23 protein-coding genes are annotated in these 26,416 nt (G+C 35.0%); 5 read left to right on the top strand and 18 right to left on the bottom strand.

Translation table 11 applies throughout. The features are described 5' to 3' along the window. Positions 1–5: 5 nt before the first annotated feature. The 3 genes from NHE85_RS07660 to NHE85_RS07650 form a co-directional block, all read right to left on the bottom strand. Positions 6–986 carry a Gfo/Idh/MocA family protein gene (locus NHE85_RS07660; protein WP_252811297.1) on the bottom strand — a complete coding sequence of 327 codons (981 nt, stop codon included), beginning with the start codon at positions 984–986 and terminating at the stop codon, positions 6–8. 175 nt (positions 987–1,161) lie between these two features. Continuing rightward, the gene (locus tag NHE85_RS07655) at positions 1,162–2,859 is read right to left on the bottom strand and encodes a DUF6029 family protein (RefSeq protein WP_252811295.1); all 1,698 of its coding nucleotides are present in this window, start codon (positions 2,857–2,859) and stop codon (positions 1,162–1,164) included. A 4-nt stretch (positions 2,860–2,863) separates the two neighbouring features. Next, positions 2,864–3,340 carry a TlpA disulfide reductase family protein gene (locus tag NHE85_RS07650; RefSeq protein ID WP_252811293.1) on the bottom strand — a complete coding sequence of 159 codons (477 nt, stop codon included), beginning with the start codon at positions 3,338–3,340 and terminating at the stop codon, positions 2,864–2,866. 336 nt (positions 3,341–3,676) lie between these two features. Here NHE85_RS07650 and NHE85_RS07645 point away from each other — a divergent pair, with 336 nt between their 5' ends. The 3 genes from NHE85_RS07645 (at position 3,677) to NHE85_RS07635 (ending at position 7,178) form a co-directional block, all read left to right on the top strand. Further along, positions 3,677–5,236 (top strand): T9SS type A sorting domain-containing protein, encoded by a 1,560-nt coding sequence (locus NHE85_RS07645; RefSeq protein ID WP_252811291.1) that lies wholly within the window; start codon positions 3,677–3,679, stop codon positions 5,234–5,236. Between the two features lie 108 nt (positions 5,237–5,344). Then, positions 5,345–6,085: a T9SS type A sorting domain-containing protein gene (locus tag NHE85_RS07640; protein WP_252811289.1), complete on the top strand. Its 741-nt coding sequence runs from the start codon at positions 5,345–5,347 to the stop codon at positions 6,083–6,085. Positions 6,086–6,125: 40 nt separating this feature from the next. After that, the gene (locus NHE85_RS07635; RefSeq protein WP_252811287.1) at positions 6,126–7,178 is read left to right on the top strand and encodes an Omp28-related outer membrane protein; all 1,053 of its coding nucleotides are present in this window, start codon (positions 6,126–6,128) and stop codon (positions 7,176–7,178) included. Positions 7,179–7,310: 132 nt separating this feature from the next. Here the strand turns inward: NHE85_RS07635 and NHE85_RS07630 are convergent, their stop codons facing one another. The 5 genes from NHE85_RS07630 to NHE85_RS07610 all read right to left on the bottom strand — a co-directional run bounded on the left by NHE85_RS07630 (position 7,311) and on the right by NHE85_RS07610 (position 16,243). Next, entirely contained in the window at positions 7,311–12,161 is a 4,851-nt protein-coding gene (locus tag NHE85_RS07630) for a DNA repair ATPase (RefSeq protein ID WP_252811285.1), read from the bottom strand. A gap of 111 nt (positions 12,162–12,272) precedes the next feature. Then, positions 12,273–14,306, bottom strand: coding sequence for a flotillin family protein (locus NHE85_RS07625; protein ID WP_374676576.1), 2,034 nt, complete (start codon positions 14,304–14,306; stop codon positions 12,273–12,275). Between the two features lie 160 nt (positions 14,307–14,466). Next, complete coding sequence (locus tag NHE85_RS07620; protein WP_252811281.1) at positions 14,467–15,117, bottom strand: OB-fold-containig protein; 651 nt, start codon at positions 15,115–15,117, stop codon at positions 14,467–14,469. 12 nt (positions 15,118–15,129) lie between these two features. Then, positions 15,130–15,843 (bottom strand): PspA/IM30 family protein, encoded by a 714-nt coding sequence (locus NHE85_RS07615; RefSeq protein WP_252811279.1) that lies wholly within the window; start codon positions 15,841–15,843, stop codon positions 15,130–15,132. Beyond that, entirely contained in the window at positions 15,818–16,243 is a 426-nt protein-coding gene (locus NHE85_RS07610) for a YbjN domain-containing protein (RefSeq protein WP_252813285.1), read from the bottom strand. The genes NHE85_RS07615 and NHE85_RS07610 overlap by 26 nt, the downstream gene beginning before the upstream one ends. Positions 16,244–16,449: 206 nt before the next feature. Between NHE85_RS07610 and NHE85_RS07605 the strand changes: the two genes are divergently transcribed. Continuing rightward, positions 16,450–17,205, top strand: coding sequence for a helix-turn-helix transcriptional regulator (locus tag NHE85_RS07605; protein ID WP_252811277.1), 756 nt, complete (start codon positions 16,450–16,452; stop codon positions 17,203–17,205). Between the two features lie 74 nt (positions 17,206–17,279). Here NHE85_RS07605 and NHE85_RS07600 read toward each other — a convergent pair whose 3' ends face one another. The 8 genes from NHE85_RS07600 to NHE85_RS07565 all read right to left on the bottom strand — a co-directional run bounded on the left by NHE85_RS07600 (position 17,280) and on the right by NHE85_RS07565 (position 23,928). Beyond that, on the bottom strand, positions 17,280–17,606 hold the full coding sequence (locus NHE85_RS07600) for a hypothetical protein (protein WP_252811276.1): 327 nt from the start codon (positions 17,604–17,606) through the stop codon (positions 17,280–17,282). A gap of 502 nt (positions 17,607–18,108) precedes the next feature. Beyond that, positions 18,109–18,882: an NAD(P)H-dependent oxidoreductase gene (locus NHE85_RS07595; protein WP_252811273.1), complete on the bottom strand. Its 774-nt coding sequence runs from the start codon at positions 18,880–18,882 to the stop codon at positions 18,109–18,111. A gap of 24 nt (positions 18,883–18,906) precedes the next feature. Continuing rightward, the gene (locus tag NHE85_RS07590) at positions 18,907–19,218 is read right to left on the bottom strand and encodes an EthD family reductase (protein WP_252811271.1); all 312 of its coding nucleotides are present in this window, start codon (positions 19,216–19,218) and stop codon (positions 18,907–18,909) included. Between the two features lie 203 nt (positions 19,219–19,421). Further along, positions 19,422–19,571: a carboxymuconolactone decarboxylase family protein gene (locus tag NHE85_RS07585; protein WP_252811269.1), complete on the bottom strand. Its 150-nt coding sequence runs from the start codon at positions 19,569–19,571 to the stop codon at positions 19,422–19,424. Between the two features lie 77 nt (positions 19,572–19,648). Then, positions 19,649–19,789, bottom strand: coding sequence for a hypothetical protein (locus tag NHE85_RS07580; RefSeq protein WP_252811266.1), 141 nt, complete (start codon positions 19,787–19,789; stop codon positions 19,649–19,651). A 172-nt stretch (positions 19,790–19,961) separates the two neighbouring features. Then, on the bottom strand, positions 19,962–20,558 hold the full coding sequence (locus tag NHE85_RS07575) for a Crp/Fnr family transcriptional regulator (RefSeq protein ID WP_252811264.1): 597 nt from the start codon (positions 20,556–20,558) through the stop codon (positions 19,962–19,964). 853 nt (positions 20,559–21,411) lie between these two features. After that, a complete protein-coding gene (locus NHE85_RS07570) occupies positions 21,412–21,852 on the bottom strand; it encodes a hypothetical protein (RefSeq protein ID WP_252811262.1) in 441 nt (146 codons plus the stop codon). 21 nt (positions 21,853–21,873) lie between these two features. Continuing rightward, complete coding sequence (locus NHE85_RS07565; protein WP_252811260.1) at positions 21,874–23,928, bottom strand: thrombospondin type 3 repeat-containing protein; 2,055 nt, start codon at positions 23,926–23,928, stop codon at positions 21,874–21,876. 50 nt (positions 23,929–23,978) lie between these two features. On the opposite strand from NHE85_RS07565, the gene NHE85_RS07560 reads away from it, so the two are divergent. Beyond that, positions 23,979–24,509, top strand: coding sequence for a hypothetical protein (locus NHE85_RS07560; RefSeq protein ID WP_252811258.1), 531 nt, complete (start codon positions 23,979–23,981; stop codon positions 24,507–24,509). Positions 24,510–24,793: 284 nt separating this feature from the next. On the opposite strand, the gene NHE85_RS07555 is transcribed toward NHE85_RS07560, so the two are convergent. Further along, positions 24,794–25,456: a hypothetical protein gene (locus NHE85_RS07555; protein WP_252811249.1), complete on the bottom strand. Its 663-nt coding sequence runs from the start codon at positions 25,454–25,456 to the stop codon at positions 24,794–24,796. Further along, the coding region (locus NHE85_RS07550; protein WP_308219349.1) for an RHS repeat-associated core domain-containing protein at positions 25,453–26,416 on the bottom strand (964 nt) is incomplete at its 5' end. The genes NHE85_RS07550 and NHE85_RS07555, both read right to left, overlap by 4 nt.

The raw sequence follows: 26,416 nt of genomic DNA, 5'->3' as shown, positions 1-26,416 counted from the left end.
CTTTTTTATATACCCATCATACTTTCCATTATCCAACTGGTATGTGCCCCGGTAAGGCCTGTAGACGGATGTTGACCATTACCTCTTAAATGTTCATGCATGTTTTTAACATGATACAACTGTATATTTTTAGGATGTGGTATTTCCAATTCTTTCCTGTTATTTGCTGTAGTAAGTACTAAAGGTACATCATCAAAAACTGCAAATTCTATTTTACCTTCACTGCCAATTATTGTTACACTATCGGCTCTTTCAAAACTACCAAAATTCCAGCTTCCGGTCCCTGTAACGCCCGATTCATGTACCCATGAGGCAACAACCGCATCGTTTGCAGAATACAATCCCTGCTGATTAAGACTATTACCAGATACCTTTTTTGCATTACCAAACAGGTAAACAAATAAATCAAGGCCATGGCTTGCCAGATCATCAAAATAGCCAGCTTTTGCAATTTTAGCATCGGTACGCCAATTATACTCTCCTAACAAATCTATTGGTGAAGGTGTTTTACTTAAATACCAGTTAACATGGCGAACCTCTCCAATTTTTCCTTCATCAATCCACGATTTTACCTGTAAAAACCGCGGTAGTGACCGTCTGTAATAGGCAACAAATAATGGCAATTGCTTTTTCTCAAAAGCCTCGCAAACAGCAACACATTCATGGTATGAAGGAGCCATAGGCTTTTCTATACAACATGGTTTACCGGCTTCGGCAACTTTAAGAGCATATAACTTATGTGTATCCGGAGGTGTAGCAATGTATACAGCATCTATTTCAGGGTCATTTATAAGAGCATCCGCATCGCTGTAGAATTTAGGCACATTATGCCTTTTGGCATAATCGGCAGCTTTGTGTGCGTCACGACGCATCACCGCATGCAATTCAAATCCTTCTGTTTTTTGATAGGCAGGTCCGCTCTTGCGCTCCGTAACATCACCACAGCCTATAATGCCCCAGCGTATAATTTTAGGATAGTTTTCCATTAGAATAGTTTGTTTTCAATTGCTAAAAATAGATAAGTTTTCTTTTTAAAACAACTTATAGTCAAAAAGACTACATTAATATCAAATAAACCTTTATTAAAATAAACAAAAAGCCCTGTGATTATAATCACAGGGCTTTTATATAAATATATAATAATCTTTGGTAATTCTTATTTTAGAATGCTGTACTGATGTTTAAAGTAAAACCTGTACTTTCAGGTACAAAGCGACATACACCGCCTACACAAACAAGACCTCCTCGCTGTCTTCCGTAATTCGCAGCAATACGAGTAGCACCTATACGATAGGCTCCTCCCAAATTATAATAATGGGTTTGTTTACTACTGTCATCATTCCCATAATTATAAATATCCCATACATAAAGAGAATATTTATCATTAAGATTCAGCTCTACGGTACCTCCTGCCCAGTTTTTCTTGTCAGCATCGGCCCACATATGCTCAGCTTCAACACGAATTGATTTATTTGCAGCAAAATTATAAGTAGCCTCTCCCGTAACAATATTGGTTTTTACTTTTTCGCCGCCTTCTAACCATTCTTTATTATAGAACTGATTAATATAGTAAAATCCTGTAAGCCATTTATCGGAAAGCCTCTTTTTAATTTCAAGATTATAGTCTGAAAAATACTTTTCACCCACTCCAAAAAACTTAGTATCATAATCAGCAGGAACGGCTCTGTAACTTCCTGCCAGATTATACCAGCTAGACATGTTAAGTGCTATTTTAGTCCCGTATTTTCCTCCTAGTGCAGTTTCTTTTGCAAAATCATAAAAAATATCAATTTGTCCGCCTGTTTCACCTGCTTTCATTCTAACCGGATCAATATAATCCACTTTGCTCTGTGCCTGGAAAACATATATATTGGCCAGGTTAGAGTGATGTTGCTTTGTTAGAGCCGGTGTAAAGTTTAATACTTTATCATTAAAATTCAAGCTTGTTGTAAGTCCGTCACCTGTTGATGTAGGAACTCTTTCAGAAAGCACCTTCATATTTTCCATTCTGCGGAAAGTAGCATCTATGCCAAGTCCTTCTTTAGAATATCCTAAGTTAAGCAATACAGCATTGCCCGGTTTAACGAAATCATTTGTTAACTCATTTTGAGTAGTAAGTACGCCGTCTTTCTGCTTATAATTATATTCTCCTGAAACATAAAAAGAATTATGAATGAAGTTGAATCTACCGGCAAACATATTTGTAAGTTCATCAAACTGAGGATCAGGCAGATCAATTTTTTCATATCTTCCTACATAGCTTGCACCAAAAGAAAGATCACTTTCCTCAAATTTAAATAAAGTACTTAAGTTAAAGTCTGAATCAAAACCATATATATCACCATGCGAAACATCAAAGCCGGTACGTTGTCTTCCGTATAAAGCTGTCAGCCTTATGTTATCATTTGGCCTGAAAACAATTCTTCCACCACGAAGGGCAGTATTAATACCTAAAGCACGGTCTTCCCATGCACGTAAAAGCATACCGCTGCCAAATTGTTCATAAAAATATCCAGCAGTAAGCTCAAGTTTACTTGTTTTATAGGATGCATAATAAGTTCCTATATTAGTGCCTTTAAATCCGGGGTTATAATTTAAAAGTGCATTAGGTTCATAAGCTTCTACCTGAATTCCGGCAGAGAAGCCTTTTAACTGATAATTTAAAAGAAGGTAATTATTTGAACGTACAGGATCTTCAGGATGGTTAAGTCCTCTGCCTTTATCATTTAAATACCATTGTGCATTAGATTCAAAACCACCATATATTCTACCATAGTCTTTTTTTTCTATAGTATCATTTTCCTGAGCATATAAAGAGCCGGCGGCTAAAGGAAGCAGTAATAAAAGTAATTTTTTCATTAATCTACAGTTCCTTCAGTTTGTTATATAGTTCTTTTTCAGCTCCCTGACTGTAACCATTATGTACATAAACAACTTTTCTGTTTTTTACAACAACAGTATATGGCGGGTTAGCAATAGCTAAAGCTCTTTTAAGATCCTGATTAGTGTCAAGTAATACAGTATATGGCCATTTTTTTCCGTTAAGTAAAGGTTTTACCCTTTTTTGCGTACGGCTGTCATCTATAGAAACAGCTATTACTTCCATATTAAGTTCTTTAGACCATTTTGCATAATTTTCATTAATAGCATCCAGTTCATTGATACAAGGCACACACCATGTAGCCCAAAATGTAAATACATAAAGCTTATCCTTTTCTGCAAAGTCATTTTTTACATTAACAACTTTATTATTTACCGACTTAAGGGTAACAGAAGGCATTTCTTTTTGTGCGTAAGCAGAAACTGTAAGAAATAAAAACAGTAAAGCAAGATTTTTCATATAAAAAATTTTTATCTTAAAAACTGCAATTGCAGTTGAGAGGGCAATATTAAAAAAATTTTAACTGCCAACACCCGTCCGATAGGTTAAAAATTGAAAAGAATAACAGAATAGGCAAAAAAAGTTGCATTTTACACGGTTAAAACTCTATAGATTTGGTAGAATTATCAAAAAAAACTACATTTAACACTGTTTTTTCGCATGATTTTCGAAAAAAATTTTGTGATGTCATTTTTTTGCATAATTTCGACAAAAATTTACTTTAAGTTTATATATGCTTAACTCATAATGACTTAATTAAATCGAGATAAAATAACAACTATACTTATTTAAATTATGAAAAAAAGATTACTATTAGGAGTGATGCTACTAGGAGCCTTTGCTGCAAATGCGCAAATTGCAGATGGCGCTGATGCACCACAATTTTCGGGAAACCGAATAGTTTCAATTGATGGAGATCAGGTAACATATGGCGAAGAAATTTCTCTTCAGACTTATCTTGATGCCGGAAAAACTGTTGTTGTAGACATGTCTGCTGCATGGTGTGGCCCTTGTTGGTCATTCCACCTATCACATACTCTTGAAAACCTTCATGCTGCATATGGACCTGAAGGTAGTGATGAACTTGTGGTAATATTTATTGAGGCTGACCCAAGCACAAATGTACTTGAATTAGACGGACAAAGTTTACCCCCTGAAGGAGGTTACCCTGAGCGTGGACCTTCTCAAGGTGACTGGCTTGCAGGCACACCATATCCTGTAATCAATAACGATACTGCTGCTGCAGACTATGGACTTGAAGCTTTCCCATCTCTTTATATAATAACTCCAAGCGGAACACCAGGAGAACTTGGTAAAGTTACAAACTTAGAGAGAGATACGATGGCAAACATGGTTGCTGCTATTAATGAAGCCAGAGGTTCTGAAATGGTAGGTTTGGACAATTGGGGAGCTATTGAAGCTGCTCCACTAAGGTCTTGTGATGAAACCCTTGCTGTAAGTGCTTATGTACAAGGATTTGGCCATGATGTTACCAGTGTAGAAGCACAGCTTAAGCAAAACGGCGAAGTTGTAGCTACACAAACATTCAGCGGACTTGATCTTCAGGCATTTGAGTATGGAGAAATTACTTTCGACGGAGTTGAGGCAGATGGTACAGCTACATACCAGGCAGTACTTACTCAGGTAAATGGTGCTGCTGCACTTAATACAATGCCTGAAAATAATATTTCTGAAGAATATGCTGTAATTCCTAATGCTGCAGTTGAATCTTCTGCAAATGTAAACGTAGTATTACATACAGATGAATATCCGGCTGAAATGAAACTGTATATCATTTATTATAATGAAGACGGTGATGCTATGATCGCTTGGCAAACGCCAACTTACACTAATAGTCCTACATACAAAGAAAAAACTTTAAACTACACTATTGATTTTACAACAATAAGTGCAGTTACTCCGGATACTTGTCTTGGTGTAGTTCTTCAGGATAGCTATGGTGACGGATGGGTTACTAACGAATCAGGACCAGATGTTGAGCACGGTGTAAAAATAACTTCAGCTGATGGAACTGTATTATTTGAAAATGATGGTAATATCGGTCAGCAATTCTGGCAGGATGCTACATTTAAAGAAAACGGAGTACTCGGGAATGATACATTTGAAACTTCATCATTTGCAATTTACCCTAACCCATCAACTGGTATTTTTAACTTTAACACTCAGGAAACTATTGATGTTACAGTTGTAGATATTACAGGAAAAACAGTTCATACTGCTAAAGGTATTGAGAATGGTGGTTCTATTAACCTTAGCGGACTTCAGACAGGTATGTACATTGCCAAAATCAATGGTGCATCTGGCGAGAGAGTAGAAAAACTGATCATCAAATAGTCTAAACGCTATTTAAAACAGTTATTTAATATAGCGCTATCGGAAGCAGTCTCACTGTTTCCGATAGCTTTTTTAATAAATGCATACATTAAGTTAAATTCAAATAAAATGAAAAAGATTATTTTAGCAGCTGCACTTTTCCTTAGCGCTTTTGCACAGGCACAAGTAATAGAAGTATATGATAACGATATACAGCTTGAAAACGAAGGTGTTTACACATATACTACTACAGGAGAGCAGGCAAAAATGCATTTCCAGATAATAAATGTGTCTGATGCAACCATCAACATAAAACTAAAGATGATTGAAACAGGCAATAATGATGACGGATCAAATGTACAGTTCTGTTTTGGCCCTAACTGTTATTTTGATGCTCCTAATGGTACAACAGCTCCTGCTCAGCTTACAGGTATTACTGTAGCACCACAGCAAGATGCGGGACCAACTAATTACTTTTACAATAGCGAAACTGTGGCAGATGTAGCAGGACAACCAATAACTTATAAATTAGGAATTATACAGGTTGATGCTGCCGGTGATGAAATAGGTGAACCACTTATCACATTCACTTACAAATATGATCCTGCTGCAACAACCAGTGATTTCGCCTCTTTACAAAGAATGGGGATTTCGATAAACAATACAATAGTAAAAAATACGTTAGATATTACTACAAACCTAAATGCGAAACTGCAAATTGTTAACATTAATGGTCAGATAATAAAAAATGTTGATGTTACTACAGGTTCACAGTCAATAGACCTTTCAACTGTTGCGGCTGGTGTTTACTTTGCAAAATTCACTACAGTAGAAAATAAAACGGCTCAGATAAAGATCGTTAAAAATTAATACATGTTAGTAAAAATTACTGATGTAAGCTTATAATAAAATGAAAAAGAATTTAATCCTGATAGTTGCGGCCCTGTTGGTTATTACTGGCTGCTCTTCTGACTATGAAATACTGGAGTCACAGCAAAACATCAGTCTTACGGCTGATACTTCTGTACAGGTAATAGGTGAGCCTGTTATTTTTACGGTAAAGAACAGCAAAGGTGATTTACTTACAGAGGATACTGAATTTTATGTAGATGGCGTCAAAATTGATGACAATACATTTACATCAGATGTTGTTGGAAATTTCGAAGTGACTGCTGTTTATAAGTCTGTAACGTCTGCTCCGTTAATGATAAACTATCACGATGGTTCCGGTATAAACTTCAGGAAAAGAATGCTGATGGAAGATTACACAGGTGTATGGTGTGGTTGGTGCCCAAGAGTAGCGCATGCTATAGAACTGGTTCACAATCAAACCGAGGATGCTATTGCAGTAGCTATTCATGGTCCGGGTACTAACCCTAATGATACGGGTTACGATCCTTATACATTTGATACTGCAGCTTTTGAAAAAGCAGCAGGTCTTTCACCTGGCTACCCCAAAGGATACCTTAACAGGAATATCCAATGGAACTTTCCTGAGCCTGACAATATAAGCCAGGCTATAGCGCTTACTCAGGGTGAAAATCCTAAGCTTGGTGTTGCTATGACCTCATCTATTGCAAACGGCACCATCACTATGGATGTAAACGTTATGTTTGGTAAAGATTTCAATAATAATCTTAAGCTGGTGGTATATGTACTTGAAAATGGACTTATCTATGATCAACATAACTATACATCATATTATGAGGGTGATATTCTTGTAGGATATGAACATAATCATGTATTAAGAGCCTGTCCAACTACTATGACCGGAGAAACTATTGATACTAACCAAACAATAATAGGTAATACATATACAAAATCATTTAGTATTCCGGTTCCTGTCAATGTTTCCAATATCGAAAACGTAGAATTTGTTGCTTTTGTAATAGATGAAACAGGAAGAGTTGTAAACATCAGAAAAGCAGCTCCAGGCATTACACAGGAACTTGAACTTTTATAAAAATTTCGTTTTACTTTGTATAAACCACCCAAATGGGTGGTTTTTTTTATACCAAATTAATTATGCAACTGTTAGAGATTAATTCATTAAATTCTTAAAATCCCATTATAAGAGAGCCTTTCCTTTTTATAATTACTTATTAAGTCCTTGCCTTAGAATTTCCTTTATAGCTTCAATATGGTCAGTAAACTCCATCATTTGCGAAATTACCTGAGCCATTTCATTTTTATTTCCAAATCCTTTTAGTTTATTATTTTTAAGGAAGGTTTCTTTAATAGTATTCCATCGCTCAACCTCAGCATCAGAGAGCATTCCTGTCATTTCCTTGTATTTTAAAAGATTTGCTTCTGCCGCACTTGTTAGTGTCTGTGTTTCATTTTGGTAATGAGATAACAAGAGTGTTTGTATTTCTTCATCATTCATTACAGGCACTATTTTAGCGACAAGTTTATTCATATCACGGTAAGAGCCCTGAAGTCTGAACGGTGGTTCTGTGCGGTAAGCATCTTCCATAGCTGCCGAAGCTATATAAGCAGCATTAGCTTTTAAAACCACACTTCGCACTTTAACCACTTTACTCAATATCGACAGATAGGTTTCAATATCCTGTTTTGTATGATTGCCTTTTAATTCCAGTCCGTCTTTTTGCCCTGTTTCAGCCATTGTAATTAACGGATACAGGTCATCCATATTTTTAGATGCCAATTGCGACAATACCGGGTTAGAAGTAAGTGCATTTTCAATAAGGCTCAGTTCAAACATTTCACTGGTATTGCCTATTACATCGCCCAGATTATAAATATCGGCTCGATTGGCAAGCATATCAGGAATACGGAATTTTTCACCCGTCTCTGTATAAGGGTTACCAGCCATAACAACACAGAATTTTTTAGATTTCATGTCGTAGGTTTTAGCCTGGCCGTTATATATACCTTCTATTTTTCGGGTACCATCGGCAAGCGATATGAATTTTTGTAAAAACTCAGGACTACAGTGCTGTATATCATCCAGGTATAACATTACATTATTACCCATTTCAAGCGCAAGGTTAAGTTTTTTAAGCTCTTCTCTTGCAGCAGCATTATTTGCAGACATTGGATCTACCGATGTAACTTCATGCCCTATCGCCGGCCCGTTAATTTTCATAAATACCAGCCCAAGCCTGTTTGCGAGATATTCCATCAGGGTGGTTTTACCATACCCCGGCGGCGATACCAGCAATAACATACCAGATCGGTCTGTTCTGCGGCTTTCTCCGGCACTACCCAATTGCTTAGCAAGATTATCGCCAAACAATGGTAAATACACCTGATCTATAAGCTTATTTCGCACAAAAGAAGTCAATACTTTAGGCATAAATTCATTAAGCCTTAAATCTGATTTTAGCTTCTGCGTTAAGTGATGGCGCTCACTCGTGAATTTTTCAAATGCAGGAACCTCAGTATTAAAATAATTTTTAAGCAAACCCGTAAATGTATGATAGTTAAATTCATAATTACCATCTGCAATTGTAGGATGAGATCCTGCAAGCCCTGTAATTGTCTCATAGGGCTCAATACTTATTACCTTCTCAGCCGACTCACGCCTGTATAACAACAATGCCACTACCTCATATAAATATTCTGTATTTTGAAGTTGCCCTGCCTGCGCAAGAAACGAAGAGACCCACTGTATAGCCAGTTGTATAGTATCTTTGGTATTATTAGAATTATCAATACTTTGTCTGAAAACTATTCCGGCTCCTTTGCTTTCAAGCATTTTTAAGAAGCTTTCCGAAAGTTGTAGTGCCTTATTGCTTACAACAAAAGCATCGTTATCCCTAAGTTCTTCAAAAATATAATTAGCAATATCAGCAGCATTTACAGTACTGTTTTTAGCAGCAAAATTGCCTTCCAAAAATTCAGATACCCTGGCAGCAACCTCGTTAATTATATAATTAAATTCCCTGCTATCCGGAAATATAGCCAAAACACTGCCCGAAGCTTTTATTTTTTTGTTAAGCTGACCTTGGGCTTCCTCCTGCATACTATTCCAGAAAAACTGAGCAAAAGCCCTTATAGCAGGATTGTAGTGCAGCAAACCTAAATTATTGTGCTTAGCCACAAGTACTTTTAAAATTTTAAACGCATCGGCATCATGCACGCCTTTTATATAACCTTCCGTATAGTTTTTAGATGTTTCTTCTGTTACCAAAGCCTGTAAATCTTCATCTGTCAGGTTATATAGACTACCAGGCGAATGCATACTAAATATTTTATATGCCAAAAAAGCTGACCTGTATATTTCTTCATTTTCTGAAACAAGATCCTGATTCCAGTATTTTTTTGAAGCTAATAAGGTATTGTCTTTCAACTCCTGATAAAAGTCTGTTCCGGTTAAATGATAATTAAGTTTCCCATCTTTATATACTATCGTAAGGTCTAACGGCTGTTTATTAACCGCAAATTTATGCTTGCCGAATCGAATTATGTTCTCTCCATCTTCATATAGATCCTGCTTATCTTTAAGCTTTCGCAGCGCATCTTCCCTGGCCGATTTTAATTGCGTTTCTATAGCTTCCGCTTTACCGGTATCTTCCAGTTCTATAAGCTGGGCTACAAGATCGCGTAGTTTTGCAATCATAAGGTCAGCAGCAAAATAACCATTAATTTCTTCAATCGAATTTAATGTAAGTGCTTTTGACGATACGTTTTTAAGAATGCGTTCCGATGCATTCTCTATTGCAACCGCTTTTTTATTACGCGCTTCAATAAGGCTGTTCTTTTTTGCCTCAAAAGCGGTATAGATCTCTTCCCTTTTTTCTATTATAGAAACTGTAAACTCTTCATAATCGGCAAAACGAGCTTCCAGATCCTCTAACTGTACTGATATTTTATTTAGCAGCTCTTCCGTTTTCTCGGGAGTCACTGCCCTATCCAGCGCATTTACTATGCTTTGGTCTATCAGTTTTATCTGGGCCGCAAAATCGGCTTTTGCCTCTTTACCCCCTAAAGACGCAATCTTATTCTTTATCTCTGCCTTAAGTCTGTTAAGTGTCGAAAAAATCAGCGATATGGTATTAATAATATGTGTTGACTGTGATGTGTCATCTATTTTTAAGTTCGACACAATATCAATCAGCATTTCAAGATCGCCTGTTATACTGTTTACCTCATCTTCCAGCTTTCGAGCTTCTGCCACGGTAGTTATACCTTCAAGATCTTTCTGCTTTTCTTCAACACGTTTATGGTAAGGCACCAAAGCCTTTTCATCCATTAAAAACTGAACGCAGTTTTGCGAAATCGTTTCAGTTTGCGCTACAATCTCGGCCTCAAGTTCAGTAATAAATTCCTCATCAACATAACGCACTTCCCTAAGGCTTACAACCTCTCCCCTTAAAGAGCGTAAACCAGCAAGATCTGAAACAAATGCATCAATATCATCAAGCGGAGAACTCTTTATTTTTATAAAAAGGCTCTCTGCTTTTTGTTGTACTTCTTCCGTTATTTTTTTAGCATTCTGCCTTAGCTGTACTACTTTTTCAAATTCATCTATAGCAGCATTAGCTGTATTTTTAATTTCGGTTAAGGGCAGGTTAAGTTCAAAAGTATCCGTACTGTTTATCCAGTAATAAGAATCGAGTATGTTTTGAGCAAGCCTTGTTAAATCGGCATACAATCCGTCATAATCGTCATTTTTATTAAGTAACGTCACTATATACTGCCCATCGGCCATAGCCTTAACTATATCCTTGTTACCTACTTTATAAATAAAGCTGTCTTTATGTTGCGATGGCATAATGTCTCCCTTAATAAAAGGGGTTTGCCATATTTGCACCAGGTGATTTTTGGTTTGTTCTGCTTCTGCCCTAAAATAGCACAGCTCACCGTTTTTAAGTATGGTAAAGCCATTACAAATAATAGGAGTAGTTACTACCTGCGTTATCAGGTTGTAAGACATCAGTACATATTGCCCTGAAGCTTCTTCGTAAAAAACATACATAAAATCTTCACCGTTTGGTGAAGCTATCCTTTCCTGAAAAAGCAGATTTTGCAGGCTGTTTTCAAAAACTTTATACTCTCCAGTTTGCAGGTAATACCCATTAGAAAATATAAGCCCGTGCTGATCCGGTAATAAAATAGCTGAAGTGGAAAGACTATCAATCTTTTTAACCTGTTGCAGCTTATGGTTGTATATAAAGTATCTGGCCTCTTCCTGAAAAGGCTTTATTTGCAATGCTATAAGATTCCCTAAATCGGCATATTGAAAATTACCATCGTCAAGAGTCTGATCAGGATGTATTACATCCTCTTCATAAATTCCCTTTCCTGTTGCAGTATTATCTTCAATTTTTATGGTAAGTGTCCCTCCAACAGTTTCTACAAATACCTTGTCAAGTATAGACACATGAGGATGCTTACCATATTTTTGCATTTCTCTGGTAGTTTCCTGCCAGTTAAAATCATGCTGTCTCGGAAAACGATATTCATTATCACTCCTGTTATCCTGATAAATAAGTTTACCATCTTTTATAAGCCATTTAAATGTTTTAATATCAGATACTCTTTCACTTATCTGAAATACCATGTGCAGATAATTACCCGATACAAAAAACTTTCTAAACTCTGTATCTCTGTAATATTTGTACAGATTATAAAAATCGGTCAGAAAAGTTTCATCGGCAATAAGGTCTAACCCTTCCTGCTTAAACTCTCCATCTTCATAAACATATATGCTGAATACATCTTCTGTTTTAATATCGGTACGCAAACCAAAGTGAACATTGTAACCAAAAATACATTTACCATCTACACAAACTATGTCGTATGGAATACAGTTATTCTCGGTTATAATACGGTTATTGGCAATAAGCTTTGTTTCTATACTGCCAAAAACCCCTTTTCTTGCCTCATTAAGTTTTTGCAGCCTGCCCAAAAGATCATTTTTCTGGGTTTCCAGACGACCGCGTATAATTTCATATGTACCGCCTTCCAGTGTACTCATGATTGGTTGGTTTAAAGATTATAGTACTGCGTATTCCACAGTAATTTCAAAAAGAAAAGTATCCCGCACAGTGGCATTCTGTGCGGGAAAAATATAAAAATCAGAGAAAACTTATCCTAATTTTTTACCCGAAAGGCCAAGGTTTTTAGCCATATCCATCAGGTTAGAGAACAGGCCTTTTTCGCCATCATCATTACTGCGGTTTTGCAGTTCCATTAGCAGTCCTGCAACCGTAAGGTTTTTAATATCTTCGGATGAGATACCATATTTATCGGCAAAACCTTTTATCCTTTCCAAGAGATTTTCCTGTCCTTCGGCACCGTCGCCCAGTATAGCTTCTTTAATATCGGTAATATTTTCAGAATGGTTTACCAGCCTGTCAAAACCTTTGGCTTTTGTAATTTGACCAACAATCTGGTCAAAGAACATAGTTTCACCACCCACAATATCAATTTTAGCAGCTTTAAGCGCTTCGCCAATTACATTTGCCTGAGCATCTGCAATATCTTTCTGAATATTGATATGGGCTAGATCTACCTGAAGCTCTTTGTTTAAGCGCAGCTTAAACTCTTCATGCTCTTTACCTACACCGTCAAGTTTTTTCATAGCCTCAGCTTTTTCCTGAATACCCGAAGCTTCTGCCAGTGCTTTTTCTTTAATAACATCTGCCTCTGCAACACCAAGTTGTTTAGACGCCTCTGCCCTTGCTTTAATACCGGCAGCTTCTGCAAGTGCTTTTTTCTCTATAACCACAGCATCTACAATACCCTGTCTTTCATTAGCATCTGCTTTAGCATGCATTACCTGTGCTTCAGATAACCCTACAGTAGCATCTTCTTTAGCTTTAGCTTCTGCAAGTATTTTTCTTGCTTCTGCTTCTTTTTCGCTGGCAGCCATTCTCGCAGCTGCTTCAATATTAATTTCTTCTGCTTTTTGTTTTGCAGCTTCTTTTTCTGCTTCTGCAGCTTTTAAACGCTTAATGTAAAGTTCTTCACTTTCTTTTTCAGCACGGGTAACAGCTACTTTTTTCTGCCTGTCGGCTTCTTTAAATGCCTCAATATCTTTCATGTTTTCCTGCTCCTGAACCACGCCTTTTTCAAGCACAACCCTGTCGCGGATAACATTCTGAATATTTTTGCGCTCTACCTCAACAGCTTTGTCTTTTTCTATTTGGGCAAGAGTAACAATACGCTCTCTTTCCGTCTGCTCTAAAGCACGGTCTTTTTCTACCCTTTCGTTTTCTACTGCTGCTGTACGCTCTTTGTTTTTAGCCGCAACTATTATAAGGCGCTCTTTATTTTCTTCGGCCACCATTACTTTCTCGGCAGTATTTATTCTTGCAGTTTCCGACTTCAGCCTTTCTTCTTCATTAACTTTAGCAATTTCTGCCTCTTCACGAGCCTTAATATTTGCTATTTCGCGTTTTTGCTGTTCTTCTTTCTCGGCAAGCTGGCGGTCTAAAGCCAAAATAGCTTCGCGTGCCTCAACATCCTGTTTACGTATTGTTTTTTCCTCGTCCCTGCGAATAAGGTTTGCCTTAATGTTTTGCGCAGCCGTTAATTCGGTAATTTTCTTAATACCTTCAGAATCAAGAATATTATCTGCTTTCAGGTGGCTAAGCGGTGTTTGTTCCAGGTCATCAATAGCACAGTCATCCAATACATAACCGTTAAGATCTGTACCGATAATAGAGATAATTTCTTCCCTGAACTCACTACGGGCTTCATAAAGCTCAATAAAATCAAACTTTTTACCTACTGTTTTAAGTGCCTCAGAAAATTTGGCATCAAAAAGGTTTCTTAGTACATCTATTTCAGATGCCCTGCCACAGCCAATAGTTTGTGCTACGTTTATAATATCTGATGTAGATTTATTTATCTTTATGAAAAATGTAACCTTAATATCGGCACGGATATTATCTTTACAAATAAGTCCGTTTACACCCGTACGTTCAACATCAAGTTTTTTAACAGAGATATCCATTATCTCCATTTTATGCAGTACCGGAACTACAAGGCCGGCATTAAAAAACACCACTGTACCCCCTGCACCGGTACGAACTATAACCTTACCTTGTATGATTTTTTTATACATGGATACAATCCATACAAGCAGGCCGATAACTACTATAATAATAGCTATCATTGTAATAAGTAAAGAATTTCCTAACATTTTGATTTTAAGTGTTTGTAATTATAATAATTGGTTTAAAAAATAATTTCAATAATGTATCGTATCGCAGCGGTAAAAGCTGCAACAATTTGTGTAATTAAGTAAAACATGGCTGGATAATTGATTGGTTGGTTTAATAATCAAATTTCTCTACGAGATAGTATTTTTTATCCTCACTTTCACCCACTATAACTGCCTGCTGGCCTGTTGCAAGTTTCTCTTGTGTATTGCTTCTTGCATATATTTTTATGGGATCTCCGTTCACCGTCAGTTCTATTTGTCCCGTTTTATCATGACTTACAGATGATACAACCCTGCATCTTCTGCCTAAAAAATCTATTTCCGGCTCGCCTTTATGGTTTACCTGTTTATATAAATAGCCCAGAGGTTTGCTAAACAGCTTAACCACAAACAGACTCAGGATAAAGTTTGGAATAATTAGCAGGAACCCTAACAAAGTGCTCTCTATACCCAGATAATAGGTAATATTTACACCTACCAGCCACATACTGAAAAATATAATGGTAATAATAAACATTAACGGCAGTTCATCAAAATTAAAATACTCCAGTATTTTAATAAAGCCATTACCGTCAGCATCTCCATCAGCTTCAATATCCAGGTCGGTATCCACATCAATGTCAGCAGAATCAAAATCTACACTAAACAAATCAGGATCTATACCTGCAATTATTACCAGCAGCCAATAGATTACCATTATGATAGACATAATGGTAAAAAAAGCATTTACCGGAGAAAAAGAAATCTCTATTAGTTCCTTCATTTATAAAAGTTTTTAATCTCTCGGACCACTTATACCCAGCTGCTCTTTAAGTTTTTCAAGTTCGCTGAATGCTTTGTCCTTTTTAACATCAACCGCATTGTTTATTTCGTCATCAACAGATTTGGTTGCATTGGCAATATCACCATAGGCTTCGGCAAGTGCTTCTTCCTGTACAATTTTATCTTTCATTCTTTCCAGCAGCGAAATAGTTCCGTTACTGTCAATCTTAGCCATTTGTTTGTTCAGGCTTTTTGTAGCATCGGCTACCTTTACCCTCGAACGTAATATTTTAAGTTCGTTCTCCCACTTATTTATGTTCTGCTTTATGGTATGCACATTCGCTTCCATCTGCAATACATTCTGGTCAAACTTTTCTTTATCTGCCTCCGCCCTTTTTTGTGCCGCTAAAGCTTCTTCTTTTTTCACCAAAGCTTCGGTAGCCAATCTGTCTGCATCGGCAGTATCCATAGCACCTTTTTGGCCTTTCTTCAGAATAAGCATCGCTTTTTCGCTATAGTCTTCGGCCTTTATGGCACATTCTTCTATTTCATTTTTAGCTCTTATGCTCATGGCTTTTACCTGGGCAAGTGCTTCAAGACCTGTGTCAAGATCGCTCTTCATGTCTCTTATACCCTGTTCGGTCATCTTTATAGGGTCTTCCATATTATCTATGGCGTGGTGCACTTCTGCCTGCCCTATCTTAAATAATCTTCTTAGAAATCTCATTGCTTTTGTTTTTTGAAAAGTTAATAATCTGTTCTGAATACTCACTCAATAGCAGGCCGAGCGAATTTAATGTAGCCTCGAACTCATTTTGATCCAAATTTTCGAGCTGAAGTGAGTCTCTGAAAATTACTTTTCTGCCTGTATCATCAAGAACAAATGCGCCATGAATAATGTCGCGGTTTTTTTGCAGCAATGCCTTAAACACAAAATGCGCATCGGGGTTAACCTCAAAAAGGTACTGCTCAAAAATCACAATAGGGTGAGCAACACATATAATAAGATTAACAATACCATCCTGCTCGCTGTTAACCATGAAAACACTTTCTTTTTTGTTTTCATACTTAATTTCCAGCTGAAGTTCATTCAGGTAATTTTTTACCACTCCAAAATAATCTTTCATCATACAGCTATTAAAATAATTTTATAAAACTCGCTTTTTTTCTTCTTTCGGGCAAGTTAAGTTTTAATCACTTTTTAACAACGTTTATTATTTTTTACGTTATTAAGCTCACTGTATTAGCATTATTACTATATTTGCTAATATCGTTAGAGCAAATTTACAAAAATTAGAATTATTTGCAAATAAAATTAGCAAAAATATTTTTTATGTTTGGAAAGAACCTTAAAAAAATAAGAAGTGTACGTAATCTTAGTCAGCAGGAATTTGCCGATATATTTGATTTAAAGCGAGCTACACTTGGTGCATACGAAGAAGAGCGTAGTAATCCGAAATTGGAAACAGTAGTAAAAATTGCTAATCACTTTAGCATTAGTATAGACGAATTGCTTACAAAAGAGCTCACCGTTAATCGTTTATTACGCTTTAATGAAGCTATAACAACAGAATACACCTACAGAAATGATGGATTTGAAGCTATAAAATGTATTACTCCTGAAGTAAAGGAAGAATTTATTCTCCAATTTGCTAATATAATTAGCAATATAGATCTTCCAACCATAAAATTACCCAATGTAACCGGAAAAGATAAAATTGCTTTTGTAATTGACGACTTAACTATGTCGGGCGGATCGGCAGGATTTTATCCGAAAGACATAATAATAGGTACAGAAATACCTTTAAATGAACTTGACACCCTTAACGGAGAGCTGGCCGTTGCTTTAGCAAACGAACAACTCTATTTTAGAAAATTTACACACAATAACAATGCAGTTATGCTAACTGCAAACCATCCGGGTGTTGAGCCTATTCTTTTAAATACCAACAATATAAAAGCAGTTTGGAAAATTATACATGTTTTTCGTTACACTATGCTGACAAATGACAATGCCCTTGAACAAAGACTTGCCCAAATGGAAAGCACCTTGGCAGCATTGCAGCAAAAATCCTCCAGTCAAATGTAGCAACACAAAAAAAACCTGTTCATTTAATTGAACAGGTTTTTTATATTGACATCTATATCCAGGTTAGGCATAAATTACACCGCTTCAAAATATTTCATTATTATAGCAAACACTACAATTATGGCAACTAGAAATATGCTTGCACGTTCTAACTTTTTTATAGATTTAACATACTTAATCAGCCATTGATTTTCTGGATTATCAAATAATAATTCCTTATAGGCAATTTCTTTAAATAGCCAATTCCCATCATAATCCATAAGCTTATCAAAAGAAGTAATCATTTTTGATTGATCAATAAATTTATAATAAATTTCTTTTTTTAAAAGAATTATCTTGTAAATACAAATAAAAAGGGAAACTATTAGTATTAAGAATCCGATAACGAATACTTTAATCATTGTGCTTTATACAATCTTTAGTTAATACTAAGATACCCTGATCTCCATTCTAAGACCAAAAGCCATCTTATCTCTTACAAAGTTATTTTTTTTAAATGAATAATTTCATTGCTTATCAATTGTTAATTCTCAAGATCAGAACCCCACTTCAAATCATTTCTCCACACTCTTTATTCTGTCTTTGGCCAGGCTAAATACTTCAAATTTGCATTTTAAACACCAAACTATATGAAGGGGTAACTGGAAAGTAACATCCGGTAGTGTTGTCTTAGCAACACAAACTTCCCCGAAATATCACCTAAAAAACAAAACCCTACAAAACTGAATGTCGATTTCATAGGGATTTATTAAGCAGAGCGGAAGAGATTCGAACCTATATGTTTATGCTTGTAAACACTGGCATTTTTGGAACTACAATTTAACTGCACCATGAATGCACCACAATAATTTTGTTTTGGCAACAGACTGAAAATTAGGCGTTTTTACTCACAAATACTTAATATTATTTCGCTATATGAGCTAGAATTCCTGTTTTTTCAGGATCAATATCATCTCTTAAAACATGGCGGTCTGGGTAATCTCCTCCATTTTGCGCTCGGAAAGGGATAGGTTTGTCTATAAATAGATTCTCTAATCTTTTTTTCCACTCTATTTTAGCCTTTTCCACTTCTTCAGGTTTGATGAAGGCAGCACTATGTACTACATGTGTTGGCAACACTTCCATTCCTGGATAAAATAACACTCCATGAGTTAGAGGGAACAATAATTGTTCGATTGGTCCATTAATACCTCTAGCGCTATAATCGCTTTCTGGTCCACCAGCATATACAGAAACAATTGCTCTCTTACCACTTAATATACCTTCTCCAAATCTAAATTGATTGGTGCCATTTTTGTATCCGTAAGCAAATCCAAAAGCATATACTCTCTCGATCCATCCTTTTAATATGGCAGGCATACCATACCACCATAATGGAAATTGGAGGATAACTGCATCCGCACTCAATAATTTTTCCTGTTCTATTACTACGTCTGGCGTTTGACTTTGGGTAGCATAAGCATTACCTGACTCATGTATAAAAGATAATCTTTCATTATTTACTCTGTTTGGGAAGTCTGTTTCATCAAGTACAGCTTTCCATTTCATGCCGTATAAATCAGACAAAATAACTTCGTGCCCTAGTGCCTCAAGAGTTTCAATACTTGTATCTACCATTGTTCTGGTAAGAGAAGTTTGCTCAGGGTGAGCAAAAACAATTAAAATTTTTTTCTTCATTTTTATTAGTCTTTAATTATTTAATTATAGTATAACTTCACTTATCTGAAACACAGGTTCTATATCGGTGAAGTTAGGAGAATCTGCTAAAATTGTATTAAGATTATTAACTATTGAATTTTGAAATGCTTCTAAATTTTCAAAATAAAAATGAGTTACAATTATGTATACTGGTTCTGAATTCGGTTCATGACCAAACAAACCCCTATCGACCGATAAGTTTTTTAAATTTTCACCACAGATTTTCTTTATCAATGGTAAATGATGATTGACATAATAATCTATATCAAATTTTTTCCCCTTCGTGTTTTTGAAATACGCTAATACTTTTATCATTATCGTTAATCTTTTTAAATTTTAGATTTTGTGAACTTCAGGCCAATCAACTGGTATTTTAGTAAAATTGTATAAGTAATTATTTACGACTTTGTCACCGATAATCACAACAATGCATATTACATTTGCTTTGGTATAACTTACTTCAAATAATGTGGCAGAAGTTTCTTCTGAAATAGCTCCTAGGTTTTTGGCGGATTCTTTTAGAAATTTTGTAAGTCATCATATTTCTTATCGAAAGAAATTTGAGTTTTGCGGATTTCACGCATTTGATCGTCTGTAAATCCAAACATTTTACCAATAACATTATGCGCAGGCAAACAATAATTGCAATCATTCACCTGACTGGCCATTAAATTTATAACTTCCCTTTCTTTTGCAGAGAGAGTATCTTGCGATTCTGCAAAGCCAAATAGCCAGCTAAAGCCGTTTAGTTTAAGGCAAAAGTTGCATAGAGGTTGGGCACTTTTACAAATGCGGATTGCATATAATCAAAAATCGTATGATTGTTTTGAGATACTTGTTCTATCTTCGGTACTTCAAAAGTTACCTTTTTCGTTCCTGTTTCCATCAGTTTATTTTTTTTATAACATGCGTCTTATTGACTATACAAAGTTGGCAATACCTTAAAAAAATAAACTTGAAAAATATTAAAAAAAAGAGTTGAACTAGTTCAACTCTTTTTTGATTAAATACTTTTTTACAGTGATTTAATCCATTGTGAATTAAGAAATTTTATTAAACTACTTCAACTTTTTTAAGGATACTTTATTATTTCGAAGTTTAGAAAGGTATTCTGTACTCATTCCTAAATATGAAGCTAAAGCAAATTGAGGTACTCTTTGTGCAATTAGAGGATATTCAACTAAGATGGTCTCATATCTTTCTTCAGCTGATTTGCTAATACTTGAAAGCAATCTTCTTTGTAAAAATGCAAAACCATATTGAGTAATAATTCTAAAAAACCTTTCAAATTTTGGAACTTTCTCCAATAGAAGTTGTTCATTTGTATATTCAATTTGTATAACAATTGTATCTTCTAAAGCCTCCACAAAAAGCGTAGCGGGTTGTTGATAAATATAACTATTGAAATCAGAAATCCACCAATCATCAATAGCTAATGTGATTGTATGCTCTTGAGAATTATCATCTAAATAATATGCTCTCATTGCGCCTTTGACTATATAATTTCTGCATTTGCAAGTGAAGTCGGGCTGAACAACATTTTGTTTTTTTCGAATTTTTTTTACTGTTAGAACTGATAGAAAATATTTTTCTTCATCTTCAGTTAAGGAGATGTACTTAGATACATATTTTTTTATTGATTCCAATTCTTTCACCTGTGTAATTTATTTTAGGATAATTCACAAATTTAACATTTAAAATAAATATTACATTAGCTCCATACGGTTTTTAATCTTTAGATAGCATAAGATTTATCTCCCAATACTCACAATTATTGGAAAAAAATTAATTCAGATTCTCATAAATACAAGTTAATATGTTTTAATATGAATATTAACTAGATTTCTTGTTAGCTATATTGCTTATAAAATTAAATTTTTCTATCAAAAATTCAAACGTTTAAAGTTAATAAAGGTCTAACTGATGTACTATAGATTTGCCACAAATTTTTTGTGCATCTTTAAAAATTTTGATCAATATGTAGAAATAAAAAAACCTGCAAATCATTGATTATGCAGGTTTTACATAGCTTTTTGAAAATTTTGCTTTGTTTTGAAAAGCTAAAAAAATCGCTTCAGCAGAGAGGAAGGGATTCGAACCCATCCGTAAAACCCGCATAAATGCTAAGTTTGGTATTTTTTGGTATAGTTATGCCACGATTTTGCCACAACTAATACCTGTATAATAATTTAATTTAAAGAACATTATAATTCCCTACGAAGATAATACAATTAAATTATTTCGGCCAGTGTCAAAAAATAAATTAAAAACTGGATCGCTATCGGCCTTATACAGAAAAACAGTTTTGTTTCTGTGATGATTTGCCACCAATACATCTGGAACACGAACCTTCTATTAAAGCCATTATATTAGATTTAAACATACATTAAACAAAAAAACAACCCGAAGGTTGTTTTAATTTTATAAAGTAAAATAATTTAACTTTTTGATTTACAGAATATCTACTAAGAAATAAATAAGCACCAACACATCTGGAACATTACCACATTACCACATAGCTTTTGGATAGTTTGAAAAATAAAAAATATATTTTCCTTTTTCTTTACTTATAAATAGATACCTGTGTTCAGATAGCGAGTGTTCAGGATTATTATCAAGTACAATCTTCTTTTTATTAATATATATGTGAACTATCCCAGCAGAATTAACCTTAATAATTTTACATGAATATTCTTCACAATCAATTAGTTTGTTGTTAAAATAAGTTTGCCAATCAGCAGGATTAACTATACTAGGTGCTTCAACTTTTACATGTTCATTCACTAAAGAACTTTCAAAAGCAATTGTCAAAGTATAAGGTCCATCTTTGGAGTTTAGTTCATCACTTCTCATTTGATCAGTCTTATTTCTGGAATCATATATAATTTGAAATTGTTTACATGATACTATCAATAAAAGAATAACGGATAATATAATTATTTTTCTCATAAGTACATTTTATTAATATTATTATTCGCTTCCATAATTATCACCTGCAGGTTTTGGAACTGTATAACAACCTGAACAAGGTACAACAGCATTATTATTATTTGTTTGAGGATTTTCTTTATCTTTTTGCAAACCTTTGCGTATATTTTTTACGATTCCATCAATTTGACTTAAAGTTAAAAAGAAACTTACTGACATTTCTCTTTCGTCTTGAGGAATATAGGCACTACTTGAAAATGTGCTCTTACGAGCTTCCAATGGTGTAATATTTACTCTTTCACCGCCCCAAACTTTTTGACTAGGTTTGTCTACTATATTTTCATAGTATACATGATCTTCTGATCCTGGGGGATTTTGATTGATTAAATGTACAAATAATTCATGTAACGCTATATAAGCACCAGAATAATAATCATATTTATTATTATTATTATCACTTCTCGAATAATTATATAAAAATTGTGAAGCAGCACTTTTTAAAACATATACTGTACCACTCACTACATCGCCTTTTTGACTGTGTGGGGTTTTTCCCAAAGCCATAAATAGGGTAGGTTCGTCTGCTTCTTTTTTAATTACTTTACCAAAATTTTTAGCCTCTTCATTTCCTTCAATAGGTAATTGATCAACAAATCGTATTTCTATTGTAGCCTTGGAATCATACGTTGCGTTAAATGAAATTCGACTTCCGTTTGAATCATGACCTCCAAATTGAGTTACACTAAAATTAATTCCTTTTGCCATTTCTGCATATCTACTTTTATCAGCATCGGTAACCTTACCTTCAACAGTTATCTTATAAGCTACACTTATGGCAATATCATTTCCAGTTTCATTTTCCTTTAAGCTAAATTCTTTTCCTTCTAATTCAACCCCATCCATAACTCTATTTTCACTAAATGCATAAGGAGAATTATAAGAGTATCTACATTCCAAGGGATCCGTAGCAAAGAACCTTCCAATTCTTGGGTCGCGCATCCTAAAGGCATAATTTAAACTATTACCATCGCCCTTAATCTCGTTATCTTTCTCTTGCCCTTGGAACCCATACCTGTAATCTGCACCATTATAATACCTATTAGGCACCTGCATCCCAAAAGGATAATAATCGTTATAAGCTATAACATCGGGGTTAAATCCTACAGTAAAGTTATTAGTTAATTTTGTAACTTTTACGTTGTCAATATAAAAACTTTGTGCTGCACCGGAATATCCTGGTTGATATAACCTTACCTGCAAATAATATGCTTTTGAAGTTGCAACTGTTAAGGTAAAGGAAACTCTGCCACTTTCCGTAATATTTGCAGTACTTAATGCCGGAGTGTAGTTAGCAGGATCAACCAACCTATAATTCATTCCGCCAGTAAAATTATCTCTGTCAACATCAAAACTTATCAAATAGGCTATTCCGGCAGTAAGTGATATACTTTTCTGTGCACCATGACCGTAAACTCCGGTAGTAACTTTAAGTCTGCCATCCTCAACGGCTATAGCTGTTGATTGGGAATTTTTAGCCCATCCTTCTGTTGTAGTGGCAAATTGCATATCATATATTGTAGTTTCGGTAGTATTGCCCCCTATTAGTTTCCTGTCAGTTATTACACTCAAAACATTACCCAAATGATTGGTAAGTTCGTAGCGTTTGTTACCTACAAATCTTCCGGTAGTAATTTTAGTACCAATAGCAGCCAGTTTACCTTCACCCTGATCCATTCCCTCACACACATCGCCTATTCCATCACCGTCACTATCAAGTTGATTGGTGTTAGCTACAAGCTTACAATTGTCACAAGCATCACCTACCCCGTCACCATCGGTATCGGTCTGGTCAGCATTAGCAGTAAACTTACAATTATCGCACACATCACCCAATCCGTCACTATCGCTGTCTAACTGATTGGCATTGGATGTAATCCTGCAATTGTCGCATACATCGCCCACACCATCTCCATCAACGTCCTCCTGAAGCGGGTTAAAGGTAAACGGACAGTTGTCTAGTGTGTCTTTTATGTTATCACTGTCCAGTGCAGGATTATCACAGTAACCTGCAGTAAGCTGAAGGCCATTCAGGTACATTTCAAGGTAAAGTTGAACACCTAGGATTTTTTAATAAGGAATGGGTGCAAATGAAATGGTCACCCCTTTTTAAGCATTACCAAGAGCATGAGCCTAAGATGTTGGAGAACATCTCTAAGGATAAGAAAGAGCATGGATACAAGATAACTTCCAGAAGAATGTTTGAGGTTGAAGTAGGCATTATGACCGATGTTATCAAAGACCTCAACAAGAGATATATTGATGTCCTGTATGTTTACGATGCGTTGCTATGTGAAGAGAAGGATATAAAGGTAGTAACTGAGGTTATGAACCGTGTGATATTGGAACGTGGGGTTAAAACTTCCGTTAAGGTTGAAACACCTCTACAAGAAAAAGGAATCCAATCTAAGAGTACCGTCTTGAAGATGAAATTAACTTATATAATCTATTACCCGAATTATAGTTTAGCATTCAGGAGAGCATGGATATTATATCAGATTTGGATGGTGCGAGAGTACAAATGGGCGAACTCTGGAACTACATTCGCGACCAACGGAAGCAACAGCAATATAATGATTACAAAGGCGTGCCGATTAGTTCCGAACGCGAAGCTAGATTAAAAGCGTTGATAAAAGAATAACAGCAAAAAACAATTGATCTCTCACCGGTTCGGGAAGATATCTATTGTTTTTATATAGCCTGAACTAATGGAACTATAACATCAATAGTCGCAATGCGCATTATCTTTTTTGCAAAAAGGATACCGCTGCTGTCGGGGTTAGAAGCAAAAACGGTTTTGTTTCTGTAATGATTTCCACCAACACATCTGGAAAATGAATGTTTGATTTACAGAATAGATCTTGAGAAATAAATAAGCACCAACACATCTGAAACATTACCCCCATTACCTAAATTCTCTAATTAAATTAAGATTAATATCTGGTTTCAAGAGTTTTAATTTTTGAATATTCGCTTCCCTATAAATTAATCCACAAGCTTCAATTACCTCCTCTTTTTTATCAATAGAATCATAAATGCCAATTATACCTTTTGCTTTCGCTGCAAATATTACGGTGCTGTAAGTTTTAGAGTTCCATTTTCGACAAAACTTATAAATGGAATCATTAAGATTAGGATCGAAAAATATTTTTTGATTATATATAACGTAGTTCTTTAAATAATTTAAGGAATCTCCTTCTTTTAATGAAAAATCTAATAGTGGTGATAAAATTATATTACAAGGAGTTAATTTTTTTACATTTTTTAAATCTTTAAATTTTTTAATAATAATATAATCGCCTGTACTATACTCCTTATCGCAATCTTCATTAATAAATATATTCATTACTCTACCTTCATCAATTAAAAAGAAATTACTTTCGGTAAACGACGAAAATGTTCCCAAATATGGTCTATCAATAGCATATATATGATGTCCATCCAATTTATTCGTAGTTTTTTTAATATTAAAAATATTATTGGGATTGTCTAACTCGTTAAAGTAGTCATTATCATGATTACATCCAGAGATAGTTAAAATTAATAATAAAAAACAGATGTTTCTCATGTCTTTTTTTGTATTGGTTTTGGTGTCGGTTTTGGTGTTGGTTTTGGTGTTGGTTTTGGTGTTGGTTCCGAATTACTCTTCATGGTTTTATCTAATCCCATTTCTTTAATAGTTTTTTCAATTCTCTCTATAAATCTTCCAGCATCTGAATCTTTCTTAACTTTATAATAAGGAGGGGAGAAGTGTGTTAACTTAGAGTCATTGTGAAACTTTTGATGATCAGTAGATTCATCGGTAGTATAATCACCTGTTTTCATATTCACAGCATGTGCATATATTTCATGAACAATCGTTAATGTTAATTGCTTAAGATCGTCTAAATCTTCATTAGCTCTTATGACAAGATCTTCATCTAATCTTACCATTATGACCTCTTGATTTTTTTTAATTGTATGGTCTCTCATAAAAGTGAGTTCTTTACCATTAAGTCCAGTCCCTTTTTGAGCCATATCCCACATGATTACTTCAGGGAATGTAGATTGGTTATCTTTTGTACCATGACTATCATATAAATGAGTATCACCTCTAGCATTGACACCTTTCATTACGGACATGTAAATGTCTGTTTTAGTATTATCCAATCTGAATTTAGCAGCAATTTCAGACATTATGCCGCTATTTTGAAGAATTTTCAATGATAATTCATAGCCTTCATATTTAGCTTTTTGAGCCGTCATTGTATATATTTCTTCTAATCCTTCTAATTCTTTAAAGGCTATTACCTTGTTACCACTAAAGCTGTAAGGAGAATAATGAGGATAATCCTTAAATAACGGGTCAATCGCAAAGAACCTCCCAATCCTTGGGTCATGCATCCTAAAGGTATAATTTAAACTGTTACCATCACCCTTAATCTCATTATCTTTTTCTTGCCCCTGGAACCCATACCTGTAATCTGCACCATTATAATACCTATTAGGCACCTGCATCCCAAAAGGATAATAATCGTTATAAGCTATA

The organism is Flavobacterium sp. NRK1 (assembly GCF_024054175.1).
Taxonomy (GTDB): domain Bacteria; phylum Bacteroidota; class Bacteroidia; order Flavobacteriales; family Flavobacteriaceae; genus Flavobacterium.
The sequence above is the reverse complement of the archived record's forward strand: the minus strand, read 5'-3'. Positions and strand labels throughout refer to the sequence as shown.